Annotated in this window: 21 protein-coding genes and 1 tRNA gene; 20 read left to right on the top strand and 2 right to left on the bottom strand. The window is 58.3% G+C overall.

Going from position 1 to position 24,776, the window contains the following annotated elements:
* The first annotated feature begins 94 nt into the window (after positions 1 to 94).
* On the top strand, positions 95 to 637 hold the full coding sequence (orn, locus tag V7747_RS09175; RefSeq protein ID WP_335615738.1) for an oligoribonuclease: 543 nt from the start codon (positions 95 to 97) through the stop codon (positions 635 to 637).
* Here orn and queG read toward each other — a convergent pair whose 3' ends face one another.
* Positions 638 to 1,708 (bottom strand): tRNA epoxyqueuosine(34) reductase QueG, encoded by a 1,071-nt coding sequence (gene queG, locus V7747_RS09180; protein WP_335615739.1) that lies wholly within the window; start codon positions 1,706 to 1,708, stop codon positions 638 to 640.
* Positions 1,709 to 1,785: 77 nt separating this feature from the next.
* On the opposite strand from queG, the gene V7747_RS09185 reads away from it, so the two are divergent.
* From V7747_RS09185 to V7747_RS09235, 11 genes are all read left to right on the top strand, one after another.
* Positions 1,786 to 3,279, top strand: coding sequence for an NAD(P)H-hydrate dehydratase (locus V7747_RS09185; protein ID WP_335615740.1), 1,494 nt, complete (start codon positions 1,786 to 1,788; stop codon positions 3,277 to 3,279).
* Positions 3,276 to 3,749 carry a tRNA (adenosine(37)-N6)-threonylcarbamoyltransferase complex ATPase subunit type 1 TsaE gene (gene tsaE / locus V7747_RS09190; protein ID WP_335615741.1) on the top strand — a complete coding sequence of 158 codons (474 nt, stop codon included), beginning with the start codon at positions 3,276 to 3,278 and terminating at the stop codon, positions 3,747 to 3,749. The genes V7747_RS09185 and tsaE overlap by 4 nt, the downstream gene beginning before the upstream one ends.
* Before the next feature lie 10 nt (positions 3,750 to 3,759).
* Positions 3,760 to 5,172: an N-acetylmuramoyl-L-alanine amidase gene (locus V7747_RS09195; RefSeq protein ID WP_442909222.1), complete on the top strand. Its 1,413-nt coding sequence runs from the start codon at positions 3,760 to 3,762 to the stop codon at positions 5,170 to 5,172.
* A gap of 1 nt (position 5,173) precedes the next feature.
* On the top strand, positions 5,174 to 7,039 hold the full coding sequence (gene mutL, locus V7747_RS09200) for a DNA mismatch repair endonuclease MutL (RefSeq protein ID WP_335615743.1): 1,866 nt from the start codon (positions 5,174 to 5,176) through the stop codon (positions 7,037 to 7,039).
* 60 nt (positions 7,040 to 7,099) lie between these two features.
* Positions 7,100 to 8,038, top strand: coding sequence for a tRNA (adenosine(37)-N6)-dimethylallyltransferase MiaA (gene miaA / locus V7747_RS09205; RefSeq protein ID WP_335615744.1), 939 nt, complete (start codon positions 7,100 to 7,102; stop codon positions 8,036 to 8,038).
* A gap of 134 nt (positions 8,039 to 8,172) precedes the next feature.
* A complete protein-coding gene (gene hfq / locus V7747_RS09210; RefSeq protein WP_092285293.1) occupies positions 8,173 to 8,427 on the top strand; it encodes an RNA chaperone Hfq in 255 nt (84 codons plus the stop codon).
* A gap of 17 nt (positions 8,428 to 8,444) precedes the next feature.
* The gene (hflX, locus tag V7747_RS09215) at positions 8,445 to 9,746 is read left to right on the top strand and encodes a ribosome rescue GTPase HflX (protein ID WP_335615745.1); all 1,302 of its coding nucleotides are present in this window, start codon (positions 8,445 to 8,447) and stop codon (positions 9,744 to 9,746) included.
* A gap of 114 nt (positions 9,747 to 9,860) precedes the next feature.
* The gene (gene hflK / locus V7747_RS09220; RefSeq protein WP_335615746.1) at positions 9,861 to 11,051 is read left to right on the top strand and encodes an FtsH protease activity modulator HflK; all 1,191 of its coding nucleotides are present in this window, start codon (positions 9,861 to 9,863) and stop codon (positions 11,049 to 11,051) included.
* A complete protein-coding gene (hflC, locus tag V7747_RS09225; RefSeq protein ID WP_335615747.1) occupies positions 11,051 to 11,926 on the top strand; it encodes a protease modulator HflC in 876 nt (291 codons plus the stop codon). Before hflK ends, hflC begins: the two co-directional genes overlap by 1 nt.
* Before the next feature lie 280 nt (positions 11,927 to 12,206).
* Entirely contained in the window at positions 12,207 to 13,397 is a 1,191-nt protein-coding gene (locus V7747_RS09230) for an ATP phosphoribosyltransferase regulatory subunit (RefSeq protein ID WP_335615748.1), read from the top strand.
* Positions 13,398 to 13,444: 47 nt separating this feature from the next.
* The gene (locus tag V7747_RS09235; protein WP_335615749.1) at positions 13,445 to 14,740 is read left to right on the top strand and encodes an adenylosuccinate synthase; all 1,296 of its coding nucleotides are present in this window, start codon (positions 13,445 to 13,447) and stop codon (positions 14,738 to 14,740) included.
* Between the two features lie 154 nt (positions 14,741 to 14,894).
* Here the strand turns inward: V7747_RS09235 and V7747_RS09240 are convergent.
* Positions 14,895 to 14,981: transfer RNA gene (locus V7747_RS09240), tRNA-Leu, on the bottom strand.
* A gap of 247 nt (positions 14,982 to 15,228) precedes the next feature.
* Between V7747_RS09240 and rnr the strand changes: the two genes are divergently transcribed.
* From rnr to V7747_RS09280, 8 genes are all read left to right on the top strand, one after another.
* Positions 15,229 to 17,748: a ribonuclease R gene (gene rnr / locus V7747_RS09245; RefSeq protein WP_335615750.1), complete on the top strand. Its 2,520-nt coding sequence runs from the start codon at positions 15,229 to 15,231 to the stop codon at positions 17,746 to 17,748.
* A gap of 12 nt (positions 17,749 to 17,760) precedes the next feature.
* Positions 17,761 to 18,504, top strand: a complete 744-nt coding sequence (rlmB, locus tag V7747_RS09250) for a 23S rRNA (guanosine(2251)-2'-O)-methyltransferase RlmB (RefSeq protein WP_335615751.1) — start codon at positions 17,761 to 17,763, stop codon at positions 18,502 to 18,504.
* A 162-nt stretch (positions 18,505 to 18,666) separates the two neighbouring features.
* Positions 18,667 to 19,101, top strand: coding sequence for a 30S ribosomal protein S6 (gene rpsF, locus V7747_RS09255; RefSeq protein WP_092285277.1), 435 nt, complete (start codon positions 18,667 to 18,669; stop codon positions 19,099 to 19,101).
* Positions 19,102 to 19,141: 40 nt separating this feature from the next.
* Positions 19,142 to 19,372 carry a 30S ribosomal protein S18 gene (gene rpsR, locus V7747_RS09260; protein WP_083723771.1) on the top strand — a complete coding sequence of 77 codons (231 nt, stop codon included), beginning with the start codon at positions 19,142 to 19,144 and terminating at the stop codon, positions 19,370 to 19,372.
* 63 nt (positions 19,373 to 19,435) lie between these two features.
* On the top strand, positions 19,436 to 20,311 hold the full coding sequence (locus V7747_RS09265) for a hypothetical protein (RefSeq protein WP_335615752.1): 876 nt from the start codon (positions 19,436 to 19,438) through the stop codon (positions 20,309 to 20,311).
* 18 nt (positions 20,312 to 20,329) lie between these two features.
* Positions 20,330 to 20,776, top strand: coding sequence for a 50S ribosomal protein L9 (gene rplI / locus V7747_RS09270; protein WP_335615753.1), 447 nt, complete (start codon positions 20,330 to 20,332; stop codon positions 20,774 to 20,776).
* A gap of 140 nt (positions 20,777 to 20,916) precedes the next feature.
* Entirely contained in the window at positions 20,917 to 22,323 is a 1,407-nt protein-coding gene (gene dnaB, locus V7747_RS09275; protein WP_335615754.1) for a replicative DNA helicase, read from the top strand.
* Positions 22,324 to 22,326: 3 nt separating this feature from the next.
* Complete coding sequence (locus tag V7747_RS09280; protein WP_335615755.1) at positions 22,327 to 24,543, top strand: YgiQ family radical SAM protein; 2,217 nt, start codon at positions 22,327 to 22,329, stop codon at positions 24,541 to 24,543.
* Positions 24,544 to 24,776: the final 233 nt, after the last annotated feature.

Raw genomic sequence — 24,776 nt, forward strand, 5'->3', positions numbered from 1 at the left:
TAGCACGCGCCAGTTATACTGGCGGCAGTTGATCTGGTGCCTTTGGCGCCGTTCCTTTTTCCCGAAGTCTGTTTCACTAGCGCCAGGAGTCAGTATGCAAAGCCCCGACAACCTAATCTGGATCGATCTGGAAATGACCGGGCTCGACCCGGACAACGATGTGATCATCGAAATCGCCACCATTGTGACCGACTCCAACCTGAATGTGCTGGCCGAGGGGCCGGCGATTGCCGTAAAGCAACCCGACGCCATGCTCGATGGCATGGATGAATGGAATACGCGCCAGCATGGTCAGTCTGGCCTGACGCAGCGTGTGCGTGACAGCGTGACGAGTGCGGCGGAGGCTGAACAGCAGACCCTGGCTTTTCTGCGCGAGTGGGTGCCGGCCGGTCGCTCACCGATGTGCGGCAACAGCATCTGTCAGGATCGGCGCTTTCTTTATCGCGGTATGCGCGAGCTGGAAGAGTATTTCCACTATCGCAACCTGGACGTGTCTACCCTGAAAGAGCTTGCTGCGCGCTGGGCGCCCGAGGTGAAGAACGGGGTGAAGAAGCAGAGCAGCCACCTGGCCATGGATGATATTCGTGACTCCATTGCCGAGCTTCAGCATTACCGCGAGCACTTTATCAAGTTTTGATCAATCGACTGCTGCGGTCCCGTGTTGTTGCAGTGCCCAGGCAACGTGCTCACGGACCAGTTCTGAGGGGTGGTCGCGGCGCGCTTTGAGCGCTTCAATCACGGAAATACTGCTGCTGGCATTGCCCAGGCCTACTGCCAGATTGCGCAGCCAGCGTTCATGACCAATGCGACGGATGGGCGAGCCCTCAGTATTGGCCAGGAATGCGGCTTCATCCCAGCGAAACAGCTCAGCCAGGCTGGCCTGATCCAGGCGGTGGCGCGGGCCGAAGTCGGATTCCTCGGTAGGTTTGGCAAAGCGATTCCAGGGACAGACCAGCTGGCAGTCGTCGCAGCCAAATACCCGGTTGCCCATGGGGGCGCGTAATTCGGTTGGAATCGCGCCTTTCAGCTCGATGGTCAGGTAGGAAATGCAACGCCGCGCATCGAGTATCTTGTCACCAACAAAGGCTTGGGTCGGGCAGCGTTCAAGGCAGGCCGTACAGCTGCCGCAGTGTTCGCTTTGTTGCGGCGCATCTATCGGTAACGGCAGGTCGGTATACAGTTCGCCGAGAAAGAAATAGCTGCCGGCCTTGCGGTTGATCAGCATGCTGTTTTTGCCGATCCAGCCCAAGCCGGAGCTGGTCGCGAGCGCCCGTTCCATGACCGGAGCGCTGTCGACAAAGGCACGATAGCCGAATGGGCCGATAAGTGCTTGTATGGCATCAGCCAGCTTCTGCAACCGGCGGCGAATCAGTTTGTGGTAGTCGCGTCCTAGCGCATAACGTGACACGTAGGCCGCATCGGGCTCGCTTAAGCGTTGCGCCATAGCGCTGTCGCTCGGCAGGTAATCCATGCGCACTGAGATGACGCGTTGAGTACCTGGCACCAGCTCGGCAGGTTGGGTGCGCTTGCTGCCGTGGCTGGCCATCCACTCCATTTCGCCGTGGTAGCCGGCGTTGATCCACTGCTCCAGGTGTTGCTCGTGCTCACCAATATCCGGCGCACTGATGCCAAGCTGCTGGAAGCCAAGTTGGCTGGCCAAGCTGCGGATCTGCTCGGCAAGGTCGTGATAGTTGATGGATTCAGGCATGGCCAGGGTCGGGGGTTGAGGGGTTGCGCGATGGTTCTCGTATAATTGTGCCAGACATCCACACCGGGAGCCTATTTATGACGCATGTTTTGCCCGATAGGGTTTACACCGCAGCTCAGGTTCGGGAGTTGGACGCCCGCCTGATTGACGCCGGAACCCCGGGTATCGAGTTGATGCAGCGCGCCGCGCAGGCGTTGTGGCAGGCCGTGCAGCAGCGCTGGCCCAGCCTGCGCCAGATGACGGTGCTATGCGGTGGGGGTAACAACGCTGGTGACGGTTATCTGTTGGCACGGCTGGCACAGCAGGCGGGCTGGCAGGTGGCGGTCTGGGCGGTTGCCGACCCAGATAAGCTGCAGGGCGACGCTGCTATGGCGCTGCAGATGGCGCTCTCGGAAGGCGTGAGTGTTAAGCGCTGGCATCCGAATGCGTCGCTCTCGGGCGTACTGGTAGATGCCCTGCTGGGCACTGGCTTGTCGGGAGAGGTCAGGGGGGACTACGTTGATGTCATCGGGCAAATCAACGCCGCGCCCTGTCCGGTGCTGGCCGTCGATCTGCCTAGTGGTCTGGACGCAGATCGGGGCACGCTCCTCGGTTGTGCGGTGAGTGCGGACCTGACGGTAACTTTTATAGGGCTCAAGCTGGGCTTGCTAACGGGTGTAGGTCCGAATCACACCGGTGAACTGCTGTTCGCCGAGCTTGCCGAGAGCGAGCAGCCGGTTGCCAAGTTCGCGTTTGAACGGCTGAGCCTGTCGCGTTGGGCGAAAACTCTGCCGGTGCGCAAGCAGGCGGCCCATAAAGGGCACTTTGGCCATTTGCTGATTATCGGCGGTGGGCATGGTATGGGTGGTGCCATCATGCTGGCGGCCGAGGCTGCATTGTGTAGCGGTGCCGGCAAGATCAGCGTGGCGACGCGACCGGAACATGTCGCGCCTTTGCTCAGTCGCTGTCCGGAGCTGATGGTACGTGGCGTTGATGCTGTAGAGCAGTTGCAAGGGCTGCTGGATCAGGCTGATGCGCTGGTGATCGGGCCGGGGCTGGGGCGCGACAGCTGGGCACGAGCGCTGCTGGATGCCGCGCTGGGTTGGCAAGGGCCGCGGGTGCTGGATGCTGATGCGTTGAATTTATTGGCAGAAGGCGCGACGCGGGTGTCCCTTGGCGCAGAAAGTATCATCTCGCCGCATCCGGCAGAGGCGGCGCGGCTGCTGGCATGGGACAATGCGCGCGTGCAGGCTGACCGGCCCGCTGCGTTGGCCCAGTTGGTCCGTATGCTGAACTGTTCAGTCATCCTAAAGGGCGCCGGCAGTCTGGTAGGTAGTAATGATGCCGAGTTGCCGGCGGTCTGCTCGGACGGCAATCCGGGTATGGCCGTTGGTGGTATGGGCGATGTGCTCTCTGGGCTGCTGGGAGCCCTGCTGGCACAGCGCATTCCCGCCGCCAGAGCGGCGCGTTATGCTGTGCTGGTGCACGCCCTTGCAGGTGATCGAGCCGCTCATCATGGTCAAGTGGGATTGCGGGCGAGTGACATGTTCATGCCCATCAAGGCATTGTTGAATCAACGGGACGCAGAATGAGTTATACGGTGCAGATAGAGGGCGAAAATGCCATGCAGGCGTTAGGTGCCGCCATCGCGCGGGCACTAGATGGGCGCGGCGTGGTCTATCTGGAAGGTAATCTGGGTATGGGCAAAACCACGCTTAGTCGTGGAATGATTCGGGGGTTGGGACACCAGGGGGCAGTCAAAAGCCCAACCTTTACCCTGGTCGAGCCCTACGAACTGGCCGAGGCGACGGTCTACCATTTCGACCTCTACCGCCTGGCTGATCCCGAGGAACTCGAGTTTCTCGGAGTGCGGGATTACTTTTCGGCTGATAGCCTTTGCCTGGTCGAGTGGCCGGAAAAGGGGCGGGGCGTTTTGCCAAGACCGGACCTGACGATTACCATTAGCGTGGAAGGCGAGGGCAGACGCCTTTTGCTGGACGGCGAGACCGAGCACGGTCAGGCCAGCTGCCATCGATTGCAACAAGAACGGAGTAAGGCATAGCGTGACTAGCATGACCGGGGGGAAATGCCAGATGCTGCTGCGTTGGTGCGCTGTCAGTTTATTGTGCCTTGTTACTGAAGTCGCGCTGGCGGCTGACATCAAGAGCGTTCGTCTGTGGCGCGCGCCGGATAACACGCGGCTGGTGTTTGACTTGAGTGGGCCGGCCAACCATACCCTGTTTACCCTGTCCAACCCCGAACGGATTGTCATTGATATCGACAACGCCACGTTCAATGCCGATACCGCTGGTCTGGCCTTGGCCAACACCCCTTTGACCGGCATGCGCTCTGCGCCGCGCGATGGTAATGGTTTACGCGTGGTGCTGGACTTGTCAGCGCAAGTCAATCCCAAGAGTTTTGTGCTGCCGCCCAATCAGCAGTACGGTGATCGCCTGGTTATCGATCTGTTTGACCAGGATGGCAAGCCCCGCGCCATCGATCCGCCCCAGGCGCCTAGCGCTTCGCCGTTGCCGCAAGCGCCGGTTCGCTCGGCCAGCGAAGCGGGTGAGCGCGATATCATTATCGCCATCGACGCCGGTCATGGCGGCGAAGACCCCGGTGCCATAGGTTATGGCGGCGCCCGAGAGAAAGAAGTGGTGCTGGCCATTGCCCGTGATCTCAAGGGCATGATTGATGCCGAGCCCGGTTTCAAGGGTCAGCTGGTGCGCACTGGCGACTACTTCATCCCGTTGCGTAAACGTACGGAAATCGCCCGTCAGCACAACGCTGATCTGTTCGTTTCCATTCATGCTGATGCCTTCACCCGGGCCAGTGCCAACGGCGCCTCGGTGTTTGCATTGTCTGATCGTGGGGCAACCTCGGAAACGGCGCGACTGCTGGCAGACCGGGAAAACCGCTCCGATCTTATTGGCGGCGTGGGTGGCGTGAGTCTGGATAACAAGGATCAGGTGCTGGCCAGTGTGCTGCTTGACCTGTCGATGACGGCCACCCTCTCAGCCAGTCTGGATGTAGGTCAGCAGGTTCTATCGTCAGTTGGGCGGGTCAACTCCCTGCACAAGCCGCGGGTAGAGCAGGCCGGGTTCATGGTGTTGAAGTCCCCCGATATTCCGTCAATTCTGGTCGAGACTGGTTTTATCTCCAACCCTGGTGAGGCGCGCAAGTTGGTGACGCGCAGTCACCAGCAGGCATTGGCGCGTTCGATTCATGCTGGGGTAAAAAGCTATTTTCATCGCAACCCGCCACCGGGTACGCGCATCGCCGCGCTCAAGGCCAGCGGCAAGCTGGCGCAAGGCCCGCGTGAACATGTGGTAAGACGCGGTGACAGCCTGTCGATGATTGCGGCGCTGTATCAGGTGTCGCTCAGCGGCTTGCGCAATGCCAACAATTTGTCCGATGACAACATACGAGTAGGTCAGGTAATCAAAGTGCCGGCCAGCAGCATGCTCGTACAGAACGAACGCTGATATGTCCCGAATTCAATTATTAAGCCCGCGTCTGGCCAACCAGATCGCGGCGGGCGAGGTTGTAGAAAGACCTGCCTCGGTAATCAAGGAATTGCTGGAAAACAGCCTGGACGCTGGCGCCAAGCGCATCGATATCGATGTCGAGCAGGCTGGCGTCAAACTGCTGCGGGTACGGGATGATGGTGGCGGTATCGAGCAGGATGATCTGCCGCTGGCCTTGTCGCGGCACGCTACCAGCAAGATTCGCGACCTGGATGATTTGGAGCGCGTTGCCACCCTGGGATTTCGTGGGGAAGCTCTGGCTTCGGTAAGCTCTGTCTCGCGTCTCACGCTGACCTCCTGTCCGGCGGGTAGTGATCAGGCCTGGCAGGTTGAGACAGAGGGGCGCGATATGGCGCCCAATCTGCAGCCGGCGGCGCACCCGCAGGGCACCACTGTAGAAGTGCGTGACCTGTTCTTCAATACACCCGCGCGGCGCAAGTTTCTGCGCACGGAAAAGACTGAATTTTCCCACTTGGAAGAAGTGGTCAAGCGCCTGGCTCTCTCCCGCTTCGATGTGGCCTTCAACCTGCGCCACAACGGGCGTAGCGTGTTTAGCTTGCGCCCGGCACATACCGAACAGGAAGCGCGTCGCCGGGTGGCGACTGTGTGTGGTCCGGCTTTCGTGGAGCAGTCTCGTTCCATTGACAGCGAGCGGGCAGGGTTGCGGCTGTGGGGTTGGGTCGGCCTGCCGACGTTCTCGCGCAGCCAGGCGGATCTGCAGTATTTCTTTGTTAATGGCAGGATGATCAAGGACAAGCTGGTGGCGCATGCGGTGCGGCAGGCCTACCGCGACGTGTTGTTCAATGGTCGCCACCCGACCTTTGTGTTGTTCATGGAGTTGGACCCGGGCGTGGTAGACGTCAACGTGCACCCGACCAAGCATGAAGTACGCTTCCGTGACGGACGTATGGTGCATGACTTTCTGTTCAGCACGCTGTATCGCGCCCTGGCCGATCAGCGCCCTGGTGACCAGCCTGACAGTGCAGAACCCGCGGTAGAGACGCGTCCACCTGCTTCGGCCGTAACGCAACACGTCGCCAGCGGATTGGATGCTGGGGTGTTTTCCGGTCAGCAGCCCATGGCGCTGAATGAGCCATCCGCCGCTTGGCGGGCGGAGTCGACAGCGCCCCTCGGCGGCTACGCACCACCAGCACCTCCGCCGGCCGCCGCGGTAGGCGCTTATGCCAATCTTTACGGCAGCCAGGGCACAGCGCCTGCCATGCCGGCAGAGGACGGTGATGTGCCGCCGCTGGGTTACGCCGTGGCGCAACTGCACGGGGTCTACATCCTTGCTGAAAATGCCGCCGGAATGGTGGTAGTCGACATGCACGCCGCGCACGAACGCATCACCTATGAACGCCTGAAGCTCGCTATGGATCAGGAGGGGTTGCGCAGTCAGCCGTTGCTGGTGCCGGAAAGCCTGGCGGTCAGTCAGCGCGAGGCGGATTGTGCGGAGGAGCACGCCGACTGGTTTACGCGCCTGGGTATGTCGCTGCAGCGCGTAGGACCGGAATCGCTGGCTATCCGTGAGGTCCCGGCCCTGTTGCGCCAGGCGCATGCCGAGCAGTTGGTGCGGGATGTACTAAGTGACCTTTTGGAGTACGGCACCAGTGATCGCATTCAGGCTCATTTGAATGAGTTGCTGGGCACTATGGCTTGCCACGGCGCAGTGCGAGCCAATCGCAGGCTGACGCTCGCGGAGATGAATGGCCTGTTGCGTGATATGGAGCAGACTGAGCGAAGCGGGCAATGTAATCACGGGCGTCCTACCTGGACGCAGATGAGTATGGCTGAGCTGGATAAGCTGTTTCTGCGGGGGCGCTGAGATGACTCTGTCGCAAGCTACGCCTTGAGCACCGCCGTGCGGCCGCCGGTTATCTGCTTGATGGGGCCAACGGCCTCGGGCAAGACCGAGTTGGCAATGCACCTGTACGACCGGTTTCCCTGTGAGCTGATCAGTGTCGACTCGGTGCTGGTTTATCGTGGCATGGATATCGGTTCCGCCAAGCCGGATGCGCAAACACTTGCGAGCTACCCGCATCACCTGATCGATATTCTTGATCCGGCGGAGGCCTACTCTGCTGCCCGGTTCTGCGAGGATGTCACGCCGCTGTTGGCGGAGATCACCGCACGCGGCCGTATTCCGCTACTGGTCGGCGGCACTATGCTCTATTTCAAGGCTCTGGCCGGCGGCCTGGCGCAGATGCCGTCAGCCGATTCTGTGGTGCGCGCGAAGATCGAGGCGATGGCGCAAGCTCAGGGTTGGGAGGCGGTGCATGCCGAACTGGCGAGGGTTGACCCGGTTGCGGCGGCGCGCATTCACCCGAACGATCCACAGCGAATTCAACGCGCTTATGAGGTGTTTCTCGTCAGCGGTATTACACTGACACAATTGCATGCTCGCCAAGGTGCAGAAAAAGCACTTGAACAACGGCCTGGGGCGGCGGTTTTGCCTTATACTGTGCGTTATATGGCGGTTGCGCCCCAGGATCGTTCTGTGCTGCACGAGCGAATTGCTGAACGTTTTGTCTCGATGATGAAACAAGGGCTGATTCCTGAGGTCGAATCCTTGCGCAATCGTGGGGACTTGCATTCAGGTATGCCATCCATTCGGGCTGTCGGTTATCGACAGGTCTGGGACTTTCTCGATGGCAAGCTGAGCAAGGCAGAAATGGTTGAACGGGGCATTATTGCGACCCGGCAACTGGCGAAACGTCAGTTTACCTGGTTGCGGGGTTGGCACGCCGAGATAGACTGGCTTGACAGCCTTGACCCAAAAAGATTTGAGCAGGCCTTGAAAGCGTTGCAAGAGGTCGCAATATAGAGTTTACCGGCGCTTCTACCGCCCAGGTTTGTGCAGTTAACTTGCCTGCTAGTCTTTTGGATAATGGACAAGCCGGCCAAATCGCATTATTACAATGCTTAAAATTATACGGTTTCCATTAAAGGAGTGAGGCAATGTCAAAAGGGCATTCACTACAAGACCCTTACCTGAACGTTCTGCGCAAGGAACGTGTCCCGGTATCCATCTATCTCGTAAACGGCATCAAGCTGCAGGGCCAGATCGAGTCATTCGACCAGTTTGTCATTCTGTTGAAAAATACAGTCAGCCAGATGGTTTACAAGCATGCGATCTCCACCGTTGTTCCTGGTCGTCCGGTGCGTCTGCCGGTGCAGGCCGGTGGTGAAGAGGCCGAGGCCAGCAATCCCTGATGCTACAGGAGGCCTGATTGTTTTTTGAGCGGCATGAAGGGGGTGAGCGTGCGGTACTTGTTCACCTCGAAGGCCTGGATGAACAGCGCCGTGAAGACCCGCAGGAATTTCTTGAGCTGGTGCGTTCCGCCGGTGCAGAAAATGCGGCATTTATGACCATTCCCCGGCATAAGCCCACACCCCGGTTCCTGATTGGAAGCGGCAAGGTGGAAGAATTGCGGGCCTTGGTCAAGGCTAATGAAGGTGATCTGGTCATCTTCAATCACACCCTGACGCCCAGTCAGGAGCGAAATCTGGAACGGGAGCTGGAGTGCCGGGTAATCGACCGCACCGGCCTAATTCTGGATATCTTTGCGCAGCGTGCGCGTACCCATGAAGGTAAGTTGCAGGTCGAGTTGGCGCAACTCGATCACCTGAGCACGCGCTTGGTGCGTGGCTGGACCCACCTTGAGCGGCAGAAGGGTGGTATTGGCTTGCGTGGCCCGGGTGAAACCCAGCTCGAAACCGACCGTCGTCTGCTGCGTGTGCGCATCAAGCAGATCATGCGTCGTCTGGAACGGGTACGCAGTCAGCGTGATCAGGCCCGGCGTGCGCGCCGTCGAGCGGAGATTCCGGTCGTGTCCCTGGTCGGCTACACGAATGCGGGCAAATCTACGCTGTTCAATACCCTGACAACCTCTGATGTGTATGCTGCCGATCAGTTGTTTGCCACGCTGGATCCGACGCTGCGACGCATTGAACTGGACGATATCGGTCCGGTGATTCTTGCTGACACTGTGGGCTTTATTCGCCATTTGCCACACAAGTTAGTGGAGGCCTTTCGTGCCACATTGGAAGAGTCTGCTCAGGCAGATCTGTTACTGCATGTCATTGATGCGGCCGACCCTGATCGTCAGGAAAACATGCAGCAGGTGAATTCGGTGTTGACTGAGATCGGGGCGATTGAGCTGCCGATGCTTGAGGTCTACAACAAGATTGACCTGATAGAAGGCTTTGAGCCCCAGCTGCAACGCAACGAAGACGGTACCATTGTCAGAGTCTGGATTTCTGCGCAGAAGGGGCTCGGGCTAGACCTGCTCGGACAGGCCATCGCCGAGCGGTTAGGTAACGATCTGGTGCAGGAAAGCATAGTGCTGGAACATGCCGAGGCGCGTCTGCGCGCACAGTTTTATGCAGCTGGGGCAGTACTTGGCGAGCATACCGCAGAGGACGGCCGACAGCAGCTTGAGTTGCGCCTACAACGCAGTGATTTCAATCGCCTGCTAAAGCGCGAAGGCTGGCAGCCAGACGTTTTTCTGCAGCAACATACTTTGCAATGAAAGCCTCCAGCTATGGTTCGCGCGGGCCGGCTGGTTTACGGTAGGATTGCACCCTGATCTGACTGCCACCTTGGCGGTCGGAGCTTTGAACGGTTACAGACAACGGAGAACGCTATGGCCTGGAATGAGCCTGGTGGCGGAAATAATTCAAACGACCAGGATCCCTGGGGTAGCGGCGGCGGTGGCAAGCGCGGTGGCAAGCAGGGTCCGCCGGATCTTGATGAAGCGCTGCGCAAACTGCAGGACAGCCTGAATAATATGTTCGGCTCCAGCAAACGCGGCAAGAACGGCAGCGGCGGTGGCGGAAGCAGCATCGGCGGTGGCGGCATTCCCAAGGGGCTTTGGGCTATCGCTGGCTTGGTGATACTCGCGGTCTGGCTGTTCAATGCGGTTTATATGGTAGATGAGCAGGAGCAGGCAGTCATCCTGCGCTTTGGTGAGTACGACCGCACCGTGGGTTCCGGCCTGCACCTGTACTTTCCTCCGGTCGAACGCAAGTTCCAGCGTAACGTCACTCAGGTACGTTCCTACCGGCAGCAGGGTCAGATGCTGACCGAAGACGAGAATATCGTTGAAGTACCGGTGGCGATTCAGTACCGCATTTCCAATCTGCAGAATTTCGTCTTGATGGTGGAAGATCCGGAAACCAGTTTGCGCCATGCGACCGAAAGCGCGGTGCGTCATGTCGTCGGTTCTACGCCAATGCACCAGGTGTTGACTGAGGGGCGTGAGCAGATGGCGGTTGAGGTGACCGAACGATTGCAGCGTTATCTGGACAGCTACAACACCGGTATTACCGTTACCCAAGTCAACATTGAGAACGCCCAGGCGCCGGCCGAGGTGCAGGATGCGTTTGATGACGTGATTCGTGCCAAGGAAGATGAAGTACGTGAGCGCAATCAGGCAGAAGCCTATGCCAACGGTGTCATTCCCGAGGCGCGAGGTAAGGCTCAGCGCATGCTGGAAGAAGCCAACGGTTATCATGATGAGGTAATTGCCCGGGCAGAGGGTGAGGCCAAACGCTTCGATCTGCTGGTTGAGCAGTATCGTCTGGCGCCGGACGTCATGCGCGAGCGTCTGTATATAGATGCAATGCAGGATGTAATGACCAACACCAGCAAGATTCTGGTGTCCGGTGGTGAGGGCAACAACAACCTGCTGTATCTGCCGCTCGACAAGTTGATGCAGCAGTCCTCCGGGTCCGGAAATGCGTCATCTGGTGGTGTGCCGACCATTACGCAGAGCGATTCCTCCCGCTCTACTACCACACAGCAGCGCGATCTGCGTTCCAGGGAGTCCCGCTGATGAGTAACAAATCCTTGTTTGGCATTATCGTGCTGTTGGCCGCTCTTATCGTCGGCTGGAACAGCTTCTTCGTGGTGGATCAGACCCAGCGCGCGATTGTTCTACAATTTGGTCGCGTGGTCGACAGTGATGTCGCGCCGGGTTTGCACTTCAAGCTGCCTTTTGTGCAGGAAGCGCATACCTTTGATGCCCGTCTGTTGACGCTCGATACCGCCACGCAGCGTTATCTGACGCTGGAAAAGAAAGCCTTGATGGTTGACTCCTATGCCAAGTGGCGGATTGCCGATGTGCAGCGCTTCTATACGGCGACTTCGGGTCTGCGCGCGATTGCCGAAGAGCGTCTGTCGCGTCAGCTGGAGTCCGGTCTGCGCAATGAGGTGGCTCGTCGTACGCTGCACGAAGTGGTATCCGGTGAGCGTGACCAGCTGATGGCTGACATTACGGCAACCCTGGATGAAAGTGCGCGTCGTGAGCTGGGTATCGAAGTGCTGGATGTACGCGTTAAGGCAATCGATCTGCCTAACGAAGTGAATCGAAGCGTCTTTGACCGCATGAGCACCGAGCGTGAGCGCGAAGCGCGCGAGCATCGAGCCAAGGGTCGTGAGCTAGCTGAAGGTATTCGCGCTGATGCTGATCGTCAGCAACGCGTGATTATCGCAGAAGCCTTCCGTGAGGCCGAGAAGGTGCGTGGTGATGGTGATGCGAAAGCTGCTGCCATCTATGCCGATGCGTATACCAAGGATCCGGAGTTCTACGCGTTCTCGCGCAGCTTGCAAGCGTATCGCGAAAGCTTTGCGAGCAAGTCGGATGTGCTGGTGGTGGACCCGAAGAGCGAGTTCTTCAAGTACATGCAAGGGCAGTCTAGCCAGCCCTGATGTGCTTTTACGCTAAAAGGGGTTGTCCGCTGGTCGGGCAGCCCCTTTTGTTTGTCTGGCCTCCGATCTGCACACTGAACGCGGCGGGTGTGGTGGCGAGAAAACGTGTTACACTTGCGCAGCCGGGAAATCCCGGCTTTTTTGTGACCGGTCTACTGTGCTTTACGCCGTCGATGTGTGCTTCTCGATACGCGTGTTGCGGTACTGGTCAGCACGGTTTGTGCGACGCGCATGAATCGCGTCGCAAGCCTAGTTCACTGTGTATGAAAAGGTTGTCAAAATGCCGACTGTAGATCGCTGGCTGTTGCCGGATGGTATTGATGAGGTATTGCCTGCGGAGGCTGCCCGTATCGAAGCCGCCCGCCGACAGTTGCTTGATCTGTTCTCCAGCTGGGGCTATGACTTGGTCATAACCCCGCACATCGAATACCTTGAATCCCTGCTGACCGGTGCCGGTCACGACCTTGAGTTGCAAACCTTTAAAATGACCGATCAGCTGTCCGGGCGCATGCTTGGGCTGCGCGCGGATATCACGCCTCAGGTTGCACGTATCGATGCGCATACGCTGGGTGCTGAAGGGCCTTCCCGGCTTTGCTATTGCGGCAGTGTGTTGCACACGCGTCCGCGCCCGTTGTCGACTGCACGCAGCTTGATTCAGTTGGGCGCGGAGCTGTATGGCGATGCGTCTTCTACCAGTGATATCGAAATCATCTCGCTGATGCTGGAAACCCTGACCAGCTGTGAAGTGGAGGGAGTGCACCTGGATATCGGCCACGTGGGTATTTACCGTGGTCTGGTTCAGGCGGCTGGGGTGGATGAAGTTACCGAGCGCGCGCTCTTTGATGCTCTGCAGCGCAAGGCGGGTGATGAGGTGGCTGAGCTGACCGCAGGGCTGGAGCAGTCTTCTCTTGCGGCAATGCTGTGCAGTTTGGTTGAGTTGTCCGGCGGGGTAGAGGTGCTCGATCGTGCTCACGCGTTGCTGGATGGCGCGCCTGAGTCGGTTATGGCTGCACTGGATGATCTGGCTGAAATCGCGCAGATCCTGGCTCGTCGTTATCCGCAGATTCCCTTGTATTTCGACCTCGGCGAGTTGCGTGGCTATCATTACCACACGGGCGTGGTGTTTGCCGCCTTTGTGCCTGGTGTTGGTCAGAGTGTCGCGCAGGGCGGCCGCTATGACGATATCGGCAGCGATTTTGGCCGTGCGCGCCCCGCCACGGGTTTTTCCACCGACCTTCGTTTTCTTGTGCAGCGCGGTAGGGTGGGGCTGAGCCAGGCGCGTGCCGCTATTTGGGCTCCGCACAGTAGCGAAGCGGGGTTGCATGAGGAGATTGCGCGGTTACGTCGTCAGGGTGAGCGCGTCATTATGGCGCTGCCAGCTCAATCAAGCGCAGAAGCAACAGATTTTGGCTGTGATCGAGTGCTCAGCTTTCACGCTGGCAGTTGGTCTGTAACGGCATTGAATTCGTGATTCCCGGCCTTAGGGCCAATTAATTTCAAGCGAGGCATGGGCTGAACATGGGTAAGAATGTTGTCATCCTGGGTACCCAGTGGGGCGATGAGGGCAAGGGTAAGATCGTTGACCTGTTGACCGATCAGGTAGCCGCCGTAGTGCGCTATCAGGGTGGTCATAACGCGGGCCACACGCTGGTCATCGATGGCGAAAAAACCGTATTGCACCTGATTCCGTCCGGGATTTTGCGTGACAACGTACAGTGTTTCATCGGCAATGGTGTTGTGCTCTCGCCTGAGGCGCTGCTCAAGGAGCTGGGTCAGCTCGAAGCCAAAGGCGTGCCGGTGCGTGAGCGCCTGCGCATAAGTCCGGCCTGTCCGCTCATTCTGCCGTACCACGTTGCGCTGGATCAGGCGCGTGAGAAGGCCCGCGGTGAAGCCAAGATTGGCACCACTGGTCGCGGTATCGGGCCCGCCTACGAAGACAAGGTTTCTCGTCGAGGTCTGCGCGTTGCTGATCTATTCCATCGTGAGCGGTTTGCCGCCAAGTTGGGTGAGGTGCTGGATTACCACAACTTTGCCCTGCAGCATTATTACAAGGTCGAGCCGGTCGACTTCCAGAAAACGCTGGATGAGGCCTTGGGCTACGCTGAGTGGCTGGCTCCGTTGATGACCGACGTTACGGCTCGTTTGCACGAGTTGCGCCGCGAAGGTGCCAATATCATGTTTGAAGGCGCGCAAGGTTCACTGCTCGATATCGATCATGGTACTTATCCCTTCGTTACCAGCTCCAATACCACGGCCGGCGGCACCGCCACCGGCTCTGGTTTCGGCCCCCTTTACCTAGACTATGTTCTGGGTATTACCAAGGCTTACACCACCCGCGTGGGTTCCGGTCCGTTCCCGACCGAGCTGTTCGATGCCGTGGGTGCGCGATTGGCTGAGCGTGGTCACGAGTTTGGTTCCACTACTGGGCGTGCGCGACGTTGTGGCTGGTTTGATGCGATCATTTTGCGCCGTGCAATCGAGATCAACAGCATCAGCGGGCTATGCTTGACCAAGCTGGACGTGCTGGATGGTCTGGATGTGATTCGTATCTGTGTTGGCTATCGCAACGAGCATGGGGATGTGATCGAAGCGCCTACCGATGCTGACAGCTACATCGGGCTGGAGCCAGTCTACGAGGACATGCCGGGCTGGAGTGAATCCACGCTGGGGGTTAAGACGTTGGAAGGGCTGCCAGCCAACGCGCAGGCCTATATTCGCCGCATCGAAGAGTTGGTGGGGGCGCCTATCGATCTAATCTCGACCGGCCCTGACCGCAACGAGACGGTTATCCTGCGGCAGGTGTTTCAGTCCTGATAGGTTGGCGGTAAAAAAAGGCGCCTGCGGGCGCCTTTTTCATGCCCTGATTTTGTTGATACGGATGATGGTAATGGGCGTTGTTATGGCGTTTAAGTGAAAATAGATTGTTGCAGGCATAAAAAAACCGAGCATAAGCTCGGTTTTTTTGAATTGGTGCCCAGGAGAAGACTCGAACTTCCACGGCCGTAAGGCCACTAGCACCTGAAGCTAGCGTGTCTACCAATTTCACCACCTGGGCGCGCCATCTGAAACTGCTGCTATGCTGAACCTGTGGTTCTTGTCGCTGCCGTTTCGTGCTGACGGCGCGAATATTACGTAGCCAGAATGATCTTGTAAACCCCTGACGATAAAAAAAATTTGTTGGAGGAAACAGGTGCATACAGACTTGATTCGCGGTTCAATAGGCGTCTATGACGAAAAAAGATCAATCCAAAGTCTCGGCCAAGCCGTCGAGCAAATCTACATCATCTTCCCAGGCCACTTCCATGACCAATGAATGGATCCAGCAGGATCCGGAAGCCCGGCGCGAAGCAGAGAAATACGATAACCCCATCCCCAGTCGTGAACTCATCCTGCAACTGCTCGAGACCCGTGGCGCGCCCGCGACGCGCGCTCAGCTGCAGCAGGAGTTCGATCTGCAGGATGAGGATAGCATTGAAGCACTGCGTCGCCGCCTGCGCGCCATGGAGCGCGATGGGCAACTGATTTACACGCGCCGGGGCGCTTACGCACCGGTAGACAAGCTCGACCTGATCCGCGGTCGCGTGCAGGGCCATCGCGATGGGTTTGGCTTTCTAGTGCCTGACGAGGGTACCGAGGACTTGTTCCTCGGCCCGTCCCAGATGCGTCTGGTGTTTGACGGTGACCGCGTACTGGGCCGCGTAACCGGCGTCGACCGTCGCGGTCGCAGCGAAGGCGCTGTGGTTGAGGTGCTTGAGCGTGCCCACGAAATTCTGGTTGGGCGCTATTACGAAGAGAATGGCATCGGCTTTGTGGTGGCTGATAACGCCAAGATCAATCAGGACGTACTCATCCCGCCGGGTGCGAGCATGGGCGTCAAGCACGGCCAATACGCCGAAGTGCGTATTACCCAGTGGCCGACGATGAGCCGTCAGGCTCAGGGTGAAGTGATTGAAGTGGTGGGCGACTATATGGCCCCTGGCATGGAAATCGAAGTGGCCCTGCGCAGCTATGATATCCCCAGTGAGTGGCCACAGGCGGTCATAGACGAAGCCGCCAAGTTAAAAGAGTACGTTGAGGAAAAGGACAAGCAGAAGCGGGTTGATTTGCGCCATTTGCCATTGGTTACCATTGATGGTGAAGACGCTCGCGATTTTGATGACGCGCTCTACTGTGAGCCGCACAAGGCCAGCGGCTGGCGTCTGTTTTCCGGTGGTTGGAAGCTGTATGTCGCGATTGCCGATGTGTCCCACTATGTGCCGGTGGGATCGGCGCTGGATCAGGAAGCCGAGCTGCGTGGCACCTCGGTGTATTTTCCGAGCCAGGTAATTCCGATGCTGCCGGAGGAGATATCCAACGGTCTGTGCTCGTTGAATCCGCACGTTGACCGTCTGGCCATGGTGTGTGAGATGACGCTGTCCAAATCGGGCGAGCTCACCGACTACCAGTTTTACGAAGCGGTTATTCATTCGCACGCGCGCCTGACCTACAACAAGGTGTCATCCATGCTGGAGCATGGCCGCACGCGTGAAGGCAAGGCGCTGCGTGACGAATACAGCGAAGTCGTGCCGCACCTTGAAAACCTGTACGAGCTCTACAAGGCTTTGGCCAAGGCGCGCCAGGGGCGCGGTGCGATTGATTTTGAAACCACCGAAACCCGCATGGTGTTTGGCGATGATCGCAAACTGGTCGAGATCAAGCCGACCACGCGCAACGATGCACACAAGATCGTCGAAGAGTGCATGCTCAGCGCCAACGTCGCTACTGCTCGGTTCCTGCAAGATCTGGAGTTGCCGGGCCTGTATCGCGTGCACGACGCGCCGCAGGCGGAGAAGGTTGAGCGGCTGCGTCAGTTCCTCAATGCGCAGGGCCTGAGTCTGACTCGCAAGAAGGGCGACCCCACTCCGGAGGATTACAGTGCAGTGTTGGCCAAGGTGCAAGGCCGCCCTGATGCGCAATTGATTCAAACTGTAATGCTGCGCTCGCTCAGTCAGGCGGTTTACAGTCCGGATAACGCGGGCCACTTTGGTTTGAATTACGAGGCCTATACGCATTTCACCTCGCCCATTCGCCGTTACCCTGATCTGCTGACGCACCGGGCCATTCGCAGCGTGATTCGCTCGCGGCGTACGACCGATCTGGTCAAGCGCTGCGGCGCCCCGGTCATGCCGAAGGCAAAGATCTACCCTTATGATCACGCGCGCCTGGCCGAGCTGGGTGAGCAGTGCTCGCAGCACGAACGCCGTGCGGATGAGGCATCACGCGATGTGGTCAGCTGGCTCAAGTGCGAGTTCATGCAGGATCGGGTGGGCGAGTCCTTTGACGGTCTGGTTACTGCGGCCACCAGTTTCGGCCTGTTTATTGAGCTGACCGATATCTATGTTGAAGGTCTGCTGCATATCACCGCACTGCCCGCAGATTATTATAACTTCGACGCCGTGCACCATTGCCTGACAGGGGAGCGTTCCGGACGCAAGTTCCGCCTTGGTGATCCGGTGCGGGTGCAGGTTGCGCGGGTTGATCTGGATGATCGCAAGATCGACTTCGAGATGGCCACAGATCAACAGCAGCCTGAGCCTGACCGCAAGGTTTCAGCTAGTCGCGCTGTGCGCGAAAAGCTGCTCGCCGAGGCGCGCCAAGCTGCCGGCGATGGAAAAAAACAGGGCAAGAGCGGTAGTCGCAACTCTCCCGGCAAGTCGGCTTCGGGCTCAGCCCGCAAGCCTGCTAAGTCGGGTGCTTCGGCAGCCAAGCCGGCTCCACGCAAACCTGCCGGTAACAAGTCCGATGGCGGCCCGCGCGGGCCGCGCAAGCGCAAGTCAAAGTAGTGAGAGTGCGGCATGAGTGATCTGGAGCAGGTTTTCGGTGTGCATGCTGTGCAGGCACTGCTGGAGCGTAATCCCAAGCGGGTAAAGCGGGTGCTGTTGCAGTCGGGGAGATTGAACGATCGCCAGCAGCAATTGCTTGAGCAAGCCACCGCTGCGGGCGCCTCCGTGCAACGGCTGGCAGGCGATGAGCTCGACAAGTTGTGCGATGGTGTGCATCAGGGCGTGCTGGCGGAGGTCACGGCTAGTCAGGTGTGGTCTGAAGAGATGCTCACGCACATGCTCGACCGCCTGGATTCGGTACCCTTGCTGTTGGTGCTCGATGGTGTCACCGACCCGCACAACCTGGGAGCCTGTCTGCGTAGTGCGGATGCTGCCGGTGTGCAGGCGGTTATTGTGCCCAAGGATCGCTCCGCCAGCCTGACGCCGGTGGTGCGCAAGGTCGCTTGCGGTGCGGCTGAGACCGTGCCCCTGGTAGCGGTCACCAATCTGGCCCGCACGCTGAAGCAGTTACAGCAACGCGGCCTGTGGGTGGTTGGTACCGCCGGCGAAGCCCAGCAGTACATCTACGAGCTGGATCTGAAGGTTCCGACGGTGATTGTCATGGGGGCCGAAGGCGCCGGTATGCGTCGTTTGACCCGGGAGAATTGCGACTACCTCGCGCGCCTGCCGATGGCCGGCGCGGTCAGCAGTCTGAATGTGTCTGTGGCAGCCGGCGTCTGCCTGTTCGAGGCGGTGCGTCAGCGCCTGCCCGCCTGATTTCTGTTCCCTCGTTTGGCCGCAAGGCACGCTTTGTGCAAATAATCGCCATTTAACTTGCCTCTATAGGGCGCCTTCACTAGAATGGCCGCCCCAAACCCTATGTTCCACTCCTTGCCAGACCATATTTGGGTGGCTGGCTATAACCCGTAAGGAGCTTTTATGCGTCATTACGAAATCGTTTTTCTGGTTCATCCAGACCAGAGCGAGCAGGTTAGCGCGATGGTTGAGCGTTACACCAAGCTGATCGAAGAAGACGGCGGCAAGATTCACCGTCTGGAAGATTGGGGGCGCCGTCAACTGGCTTACCCGATCGACAAGATCCACAAGGCACACTACATCCTGATGAACGTAGAGTGCAGCGCCAAAGCGTTGGAAGAACTGACTGAAAACTTCCGCTACAACGATGCCGTTATCCGCAACATGGTAATGCGTCGCGATGAAGCGGTGACTGAACAGTCCGACATGCTCAAGTCCGAAGAGAGTGGTCGTGGTGAGCGTCGTGAGCGTCGTGAGCGCAGCGATGACAACGACGACAACAGCTCCAACGATGACGCTGACAACAGCGACGACACCGATGACGGTGACGACGAGTAAGTTTTCCCAGTTCACATTCCAGAATTAAGGAGACGCTGCCATGGCACGTTTTTTCCGTCGCAGAAAGTTCTGCCGTTTCACCGCTGAAGGCGTTAAAGAGATCGATTACAAGGATCTCAACACTCTGAAAGCCTATGTCACCGAGACCGGCAAGATCGTTCCAAGCCGTATTACCGGTACCAAGGCCAAGTATCAGCGTCAGCTGGCTGTTGCTATCAAGCGCGCCCGCTACCTGGCTCTGCTGCCTTACACCGACGGCCACGGTCGTTGATTGGTAGCCAAAAGTAAGTAATCGGGAATACGGATTCAGATGCAGGGCTTGGCGGAATACATAATGCGCGGCCGTCGACAGGCAACCCTCGTGGTTGGTTTGTCGGTCGCAATTCCGCTGCTGTTCTGGTTCGGTGCAGTAGTGTTGGCGCTGATTATTTTGCGCCGCGGCCTTTCTGAAGGGCTGCCTGTAGCAGTTTGGGGTGGTTTGCCCGCATTGGCCTGGGCCATGCTGGGCGATCCAACACCGTTGCTATTGCTGCTGGGTACAGCGCTACTGGCCGGTTTGCTGCGTGAGCGCAGCAATTGGCAATGGGTAGCGCTGGCTGCCGCACCACTTGGGTTGGTTTACGCGCTGTTGCTGTTGGCGCTGCTGAACGAACCCATGGTCGCGTTGGCTACTGAGCTGCAAAAGGTGATGCCGCAGGTGCTGGGCGAGCTGGGCAAAGATCTGAGCGAGGCCGATATGGCTCGTTTACAGGGTCTGATGTTGCCAATACTGGCCGGCCTGACTGGTGCTGTACACGCTGTTATGGCGCTGGCCAGTCTGATCATGGCGCGCGCCTGGCAAGCCAGGCTGTTCAACCCGGGTGGGTTCCGCGAGGAGTTTCACCGGTTGCGGCTCAAGGGCTGGATGGCTGTTACTCTGCTATTACTGGCGATTCTGGGGCCGCAGTTTGGTTCTATGGCCATGCTGGCGCCGGTCGCAACGGTGCCGCTGTTGGTGGCCGGAATTGCATTGGTGCATGGCGTGGTTGGCATCAAGCAGGCGAGCGTAGCCTGGTTGATCGTCATGTATGTTGCACTGGTGATTGCCGCGCAGATGCTTGTACCCCTGATTATGCTTTTGGCGTTTATTGATAGTCTGTTTGATTTTCGCTCCCGTCTGGCACCGGTGTCCGGTGTAGGTGATGACGACGAGTCAAACGGTCAAGGTTGAATTTAAGAGGTCATCGCAATGGAAGTTATCCTGCTCGAAAAGATCGCGAACCTGGGTAACCTGGGCGACAAGGTCGCCGTAAAGGCTGGTTACGCTCGCAATTTCCTGCTGCCTTTTGGCAAGGCTACTCCGGCTACTGCAGCCAACGTAGAAGCTTTTGAAGCGCGCCGCGCCGAACTGGAAAAAATCGCAGCCGAGAAGAAAGGCGAAGCCGACGCGCGCGCCGCTAAGCTGGCTGAGCTGTCGGTTACCATCACCGCCAACGCTGGCGAAGAAGGTAAGCTGTTTGGTTCCATCGGTACTCGTGACATCGCTGACGCAGTTACCGCGGCTGGCGTTGAGCTCGAGAAGAGCGAAGTTCGTCTGCCTGAAGGTCCGCTGCGTAACGTCGGTGAGTTCGACGTTGTTGTGCAACTGCACAGCGATGTAGAAACTACCGTCAAGCTGATCGTCGTCGCTGGTTAACAGCGGCTGCAGCGCTGCACTCGGGCTTCTATGCCTCGGGTGATTTAGCGGCGCTTTGCAGTTAGACTTGTCAACACGGCGCTTGTCTCGGACAGGCGCCGTGTTGTTGTTTGTGCCTATGCCGTCTCGAGCCCAAGCCCATGACTGAATCGCTTTACTCAGAACGTCCCGAGCTGGATCTGCAGACCTCTGCGTTGAAGATTCCACCACACTCCATTGAGGCCGAGCAGGCCGTGCTGGGTGGCGTGATGCTGGAAAACACGGCCTGGGAGCGGGTAGCCGAGCTGCTGACCGAAAGTGATTTCTATCGGCACGATCACCGTTTGATTTTCAAGGCATTGAAACGTCTGGCCGAACGTAACCAGCCATTCGATGTGGTTACCCTGGCGGAGGACCTCGACAAGGAAGGCCTCAATGATCAGGTAGGTGGCCTGGCGTATCTGGGGCAGCTGGCAAAAAACACCCCATCGGTTGCCAATATCAGTGCCTATGCACAGATCATCCGTGAGCGCTCGACACTGCGCCAGTTGATCAGCGTGAGTACCGATATTGCCGACACTGCGTTCAATCCCAAGGGCATGCAGTCCAGCGAAGTACTGGACGAGGCAGAGCGCAAGATTTTCTCGATTGCCGAAAGCCGTCCAAAAACCGGCGGTCCGGAAGGCGTCAATGCTCTGCTTGCCAAAGCGATTGACCGCATCGATACCCTGTTCAACAGTGAAGGCTCTATCACGGGCCTGTCCACCGGTTTCACTGATCTCGATAATATGACTTCCGGCTTGCAGCCTGCTGACCTGATCATTGTCGCCGGCCGTCCTTCCATGGGTAAGACTACGTTCGCGATGAATCTAGTCGAGAACGCCGTCATGCGTAGTGAGAAAGCGGTACTGGTGTTCTCGCTGGAGATGCCAGGTGACTCGCTGATCATGCGTATGTTGTCGTCCCTAGGCCGCATTGACCAGACCAAGGTACGCTCCGGTCGGTTGGACGATGAGGATTGGCCGAGGTTGACGTCGGCGGTCAACATGCTGAATGACCGTAAGCTGTTTATCGACGATACCGCCGGTCTGTCGCCGATGGAAATGCGTGCGCGTGCGCGGCGTGTGGTGCGTGAGCACGGCGATCTCGGGTTGATCATGATCGACTATTTGCAGTTGATGCGCATCGGCGGCGCCTCCTCGGAAAACCGCACCAACGAGATTTCGGAAATCTCGCGCTCGCTCAAGGCATTGGCCAAGGAATTCAACGTCCCCGTGGTCGCCCTGTCGCAGCTTAACCGCTCGCTGGAGCAGCGGCCGAACAAGCGTCCCATCAACTCGGATTTGCGTGAATCAGGCGCGATCGAGCAGGACGCCGACGTCATCATGTTCGTATATCGGGATGAGGTTTATCACCCTGATACGCAGGACAAGGGTATTGCCGAACTGATTATCGGCAAGCAGCGTAACGGGCCTATCGGCACTGCACGCATGGCGTTTCTGGGCAAATACACCCGTTTTGAAAACCTGGCGCCAGGCTCTTATGCCGGCTACGGGGATCTGGAGTAACCCATGTCGATCACCATTCCGGTGGCCAAGCAGCAACTGTTTGATTTTCCGCGTTACTGGGCCGAGTGCTTTGGTCCTGCGCCTTTCCTGCCCATGAGCCGGGAAGAAATGGATCAGTTGGGCTGGGACAGCTGCGACATCATTATCGTCACCGGCGACGCCTATGTAGATCATCCGTCATTTGGGATGGCGATCATCGGCCGCTTGCTGGAGGCGCAGGGGTTCCGCGTCGGTATCATCAGTCAGCCCGACTGGCAGAGCAAAGACGACTTCATGAAGCTCGGCAAGCCGAACCTGTTCTACGGCGTGGCTGCTGGCAATATGGACTCGATGATCAACCGCTATACCGCTGACCGCAAGGTGCGCTCCGACGATGCTTATACGCCCGGTGGCAAGGGCGGCAGTCGACCGGATCGTGCCAGTCTGGTGTATAGCCAGCGTTGCCGCGAAGCCTACAAGGATGTGCCTATTGTGTTGGGGGGCATCGAGGCCTCGCTGCGCCGCATTGCGCATTACGACTATTGGCAGGACAAGGTGAGGCACTCGCTGCTGATCGACGCCAAGGCAGACATCCTACTGTACGGCAACGCCGAGCGCGCCGTGGTCGAGGTGGCCCATCGACTGAGTCGCGGCGAGTCAATCACCGAGATTACCGACATTCGCGGTACCGCCTTTGTGCGTCGCGACACGCCGCAGGGCTGGTTCGAGCTCGACTCGACCCGCATTGACCGACCCGGCAAGATCGACAAGATCATCAACCCCTACGTCAATACTCAGGACACTAGTGCCTGTGCGGTCGAGCAAGCCAAGGGGCCGGCCGAGGAGGCCGCGGGTAATGACGTGCAGGTTGTGCAGCTGCTGCCACACCCGCGCTTGGAACGTGATCGTACGGTGATTCGCCTGCCGTCGTTCGACAAGGTCAAGGGTGATCCGGTGCTCTACGCCCATGCCAACCGTGTGCTGCATCTGGAGACCAATCCGGGTAATGCACGGGCACTGGTACAGCGCCATGGCGACCGGGATGTCTGGTTTACGCCGCCACCCATCCCATTGTCGACCGAAGAGATGGATTACATTTTTGGCCTGCCCTATGCGCGCATTCCGCATCCGGCCTATGGTGATGCCAAGATACCGGCCTACGACATGATCCGTTTCTCGGTGAACATCATGCGTGGCTGTTTTGGCGGTTGCACCTTCTGCTCGATTACCGAGCACGAAGGGCGGATCATCCAGAATCGCTCGCACGACTCGATTATTCGTGAGATCGAAGAGATTCGCGACAAGGTTCCGGGTTTTACTGGGGTGATTTCCGATTTGGGCGGCCCTACCGCCAATATGTATCGGATCGCCTGCAAGAGCCCGGAGATTGAGGCTGCCTGTCGCAAGCCGTCCTGTGTCTTCCCTGGGATCTGCGAAAATCTGAATACCGATCATTCATCCCTGATCGGCCTGTACCGCAAGGCGCGCGAATTGCCGGGCGTGAAGAAGATTTTGATTGCCTCTGGTTTGCGCTATGACCTGGCGGTGGAGTCTCCTGAATATGTGAAGGAGTTGGTGACCCACCATGTGGGCGGCTACCTGAAAATTGCACCGGAGCACACCGAGGATGGTCCGCTAACCAAGATGATGAAGCCTGGCATAGGTTCCTATGACCGCTTCAAGCAGATGTTTGAGAAATACTCTAAGGAAGCTGGCAAGGAGCAGTATCTGATTCCTTACTTCATTGCGGCCCACCCGGGTACCACCGATGAAGACATGATGAATCTGGCACTCTGGCTCAAGCGCAACGGCTTCCGTGCGGATCAGGTGCAGGCTTTCTACCCGTCACCTATGGCGACCGCGACAGCTATGTACCATTCTGGCAAAAACCCGCTGCGCAAGGTGACCTACAAAAGCGATGGCGTAAATATCGTCAAGGGTGATCGGCAGAGGCGTTTGCACAAGGCGTTTTTACGCTACCACGATCCAAAGAACTGGCCGTTGCTGCGTGATGCACTCAAGGACATGGGGCGCAGCGATCTGATCGGCAACGGCAAGCAGCAGTTGATTCCGACCTTTCAGCCGGCAGTAGAAGGTTACCAGAGTGCGCGGCGCAAGAATTCCACGCCGGTTGGTAGCAAGAAGGCAGGCAGGGTTCTTACTCAGCACACAGGTCTGCCGCCACGAGAAACCGGTGCTGCGCGCAAGCCCGGCCGCAAGGGCAGTCGTCCGCCGCGCTGACCGGCGAGCGGCGCTGCAGTGCTTAAAGCTCCGAGCTATGGGCGTGATTGGAAATAGCTAATGGCCGGCCCGGGTCAGTTGCACTAGTCTGACGTGGTAGCTGATGGCAATCGCCGTCGGCGCCTTGACTGGATGCTCCTACTGGAGGTAGACCATGCGCGCCTATGTATCCGTACTTTCCCTGCTGCTGAGTCAGTATGCTGCCGCGGCTGGCTGTGCCACAGTGCCGTCTC

This window comes from Halopseudomonas sp. (assembly GCF_036960865.1).
Lineage (GTDB): Bacteria > Pseudomonadota > Gammaproteobacteria > Pseudomonadales > Pseudomonadaceae > Halopseudomonas.

Bases quoted from the DNA above. Each gene is read 5' to 3' on its own strand.
- orn (WP_335615738.1), top strand. From the start codon at position 95: ATGCAAAGCCCCGACAACCTAATCTGGATCGATCTGGAAATGACCGGG.
- queG (WP_335615739.1), bottom strand. From the start codon at position 1,708: ATGCCTGAATCCATCAACTATCACGACCTTGCCGAGCAGATCCGCAGC.
- V7747_RS09185 (WP_335615740.1), top strand. From the start codon at position 1,786: ATGACGCATGTTTTGCCCGATAGGGTTTACACCGCAGCTCAGGTTCGG.
- tsaE (WP_335615741.1), top strand. From the start codon at position 3,276: ATGAGTTATACGGTGCAGATAGAGGGCGAAAATGCCATGCAGGCGTTA.
- V7747_RS09195 (WP_442909222.1), top strand. From the start codon at position 3,760: ATGACCGGGGGGAAATGCCAGATGCTGCTGCGTTGGTGCGCTGTCAGT.
- mutL (WP_335615743.1), top strand. From the start codon at position 5,174: ATGTCCCGAATTCAATTATTAAGCCCGCGTCTGGCCAACCAGATCGCG.
- miaA (WP_335615744.1), top strand. From the start codon at position 7,100: ATGGGGCCAACGGCCTCGGGCAAGACCGAGTTGGCAATGCACCTGTAC.
- hfq (WP_092285293.1), top strand. From the start codon at position 8,173: ATGTCAAAAGGGCATTCACTACAAGACCCTTACCTGAACGTTCTGCGC.
- hflK (WP_335615746.1), top strand. From the start codon at position 9,861: ATGGCCTGGAATGAGCCTGGTGGCGGAAATAATTCAAACGACCAGGAT.
- hflC (WP_335615747.1), top strand. From the start codon at position 11,051: ATGAGTAACAAATCCTTGTTTGGCATTATCGTGCTGTTGGCCGCTCTT.
- V7747_RS09230 (WP_335615748.1), top strand. From the start codon at position 12,207: ATGCCGACTGTAGATCGCTGGCTGTTGCCGGATGGTATTGATGAGGTA.
- V7747_RS09235 (WP_335615749.1), top strand. From the start codon at position 13,445: ATGGGTAAGAATGTTGTCATCCTGGGTACCCAGTGGGGCGATGAGGGC.
- rnr (WP_335615750.1), top strand. From the start codon at position 15,229: ATGACCAATGAATGGATCCAGCAGGATCCGGAAGCCCGGCGCGAAGCA.
- rlmB (WP_335615751.1), top strand. From the start codon at position 17,761: ATGAGTGATCTGGAGCAGGTTTTCGGTGTGCATGCTGTGCAGGCACTG.
- rpsF (WP_092285277.1), top strand. From the start codon at position 18,667: ATGCGTCATTACGAAATCGTTTTTCTGGTTCATCCAGACCAGAGCGAG.
- rpsR (WP_083723771.1), top strand. From the start codon at position 19,142: ATGGCACGTTTTTTCCGTCGCAGAAAGTTCTGCCGTTTCACCGCTGAA.
- V7747_RS09265 (WP_335615752.1), top strand. From the start codon at position 19,436: ATGCGCGGCCGTCGACAGGCAACCCTCGTGGTTGGTTTGTCGGTCGCA.
- rplI (WP_335615753.1), top strand. From the start codon at position 20,330: ATGGAAGTTATCCTGCTCGAAAAGATCGCGAACCTGGGTAACCTGGGC.
- dnaB (WP_335615754.1), top strand. From the start codon at position 20,917: ATGACTGAATCGCTTTACTCAGAACGTCCCGAGCTGGATCTGCAGACC.
- V7747_RS09280 (WP_335615755.1), top strand. From the start codon at position 22,327: ATGTCGATCACCATTCCGGTGGCCAAGCAGCAACTGTTTGATTTTCCG.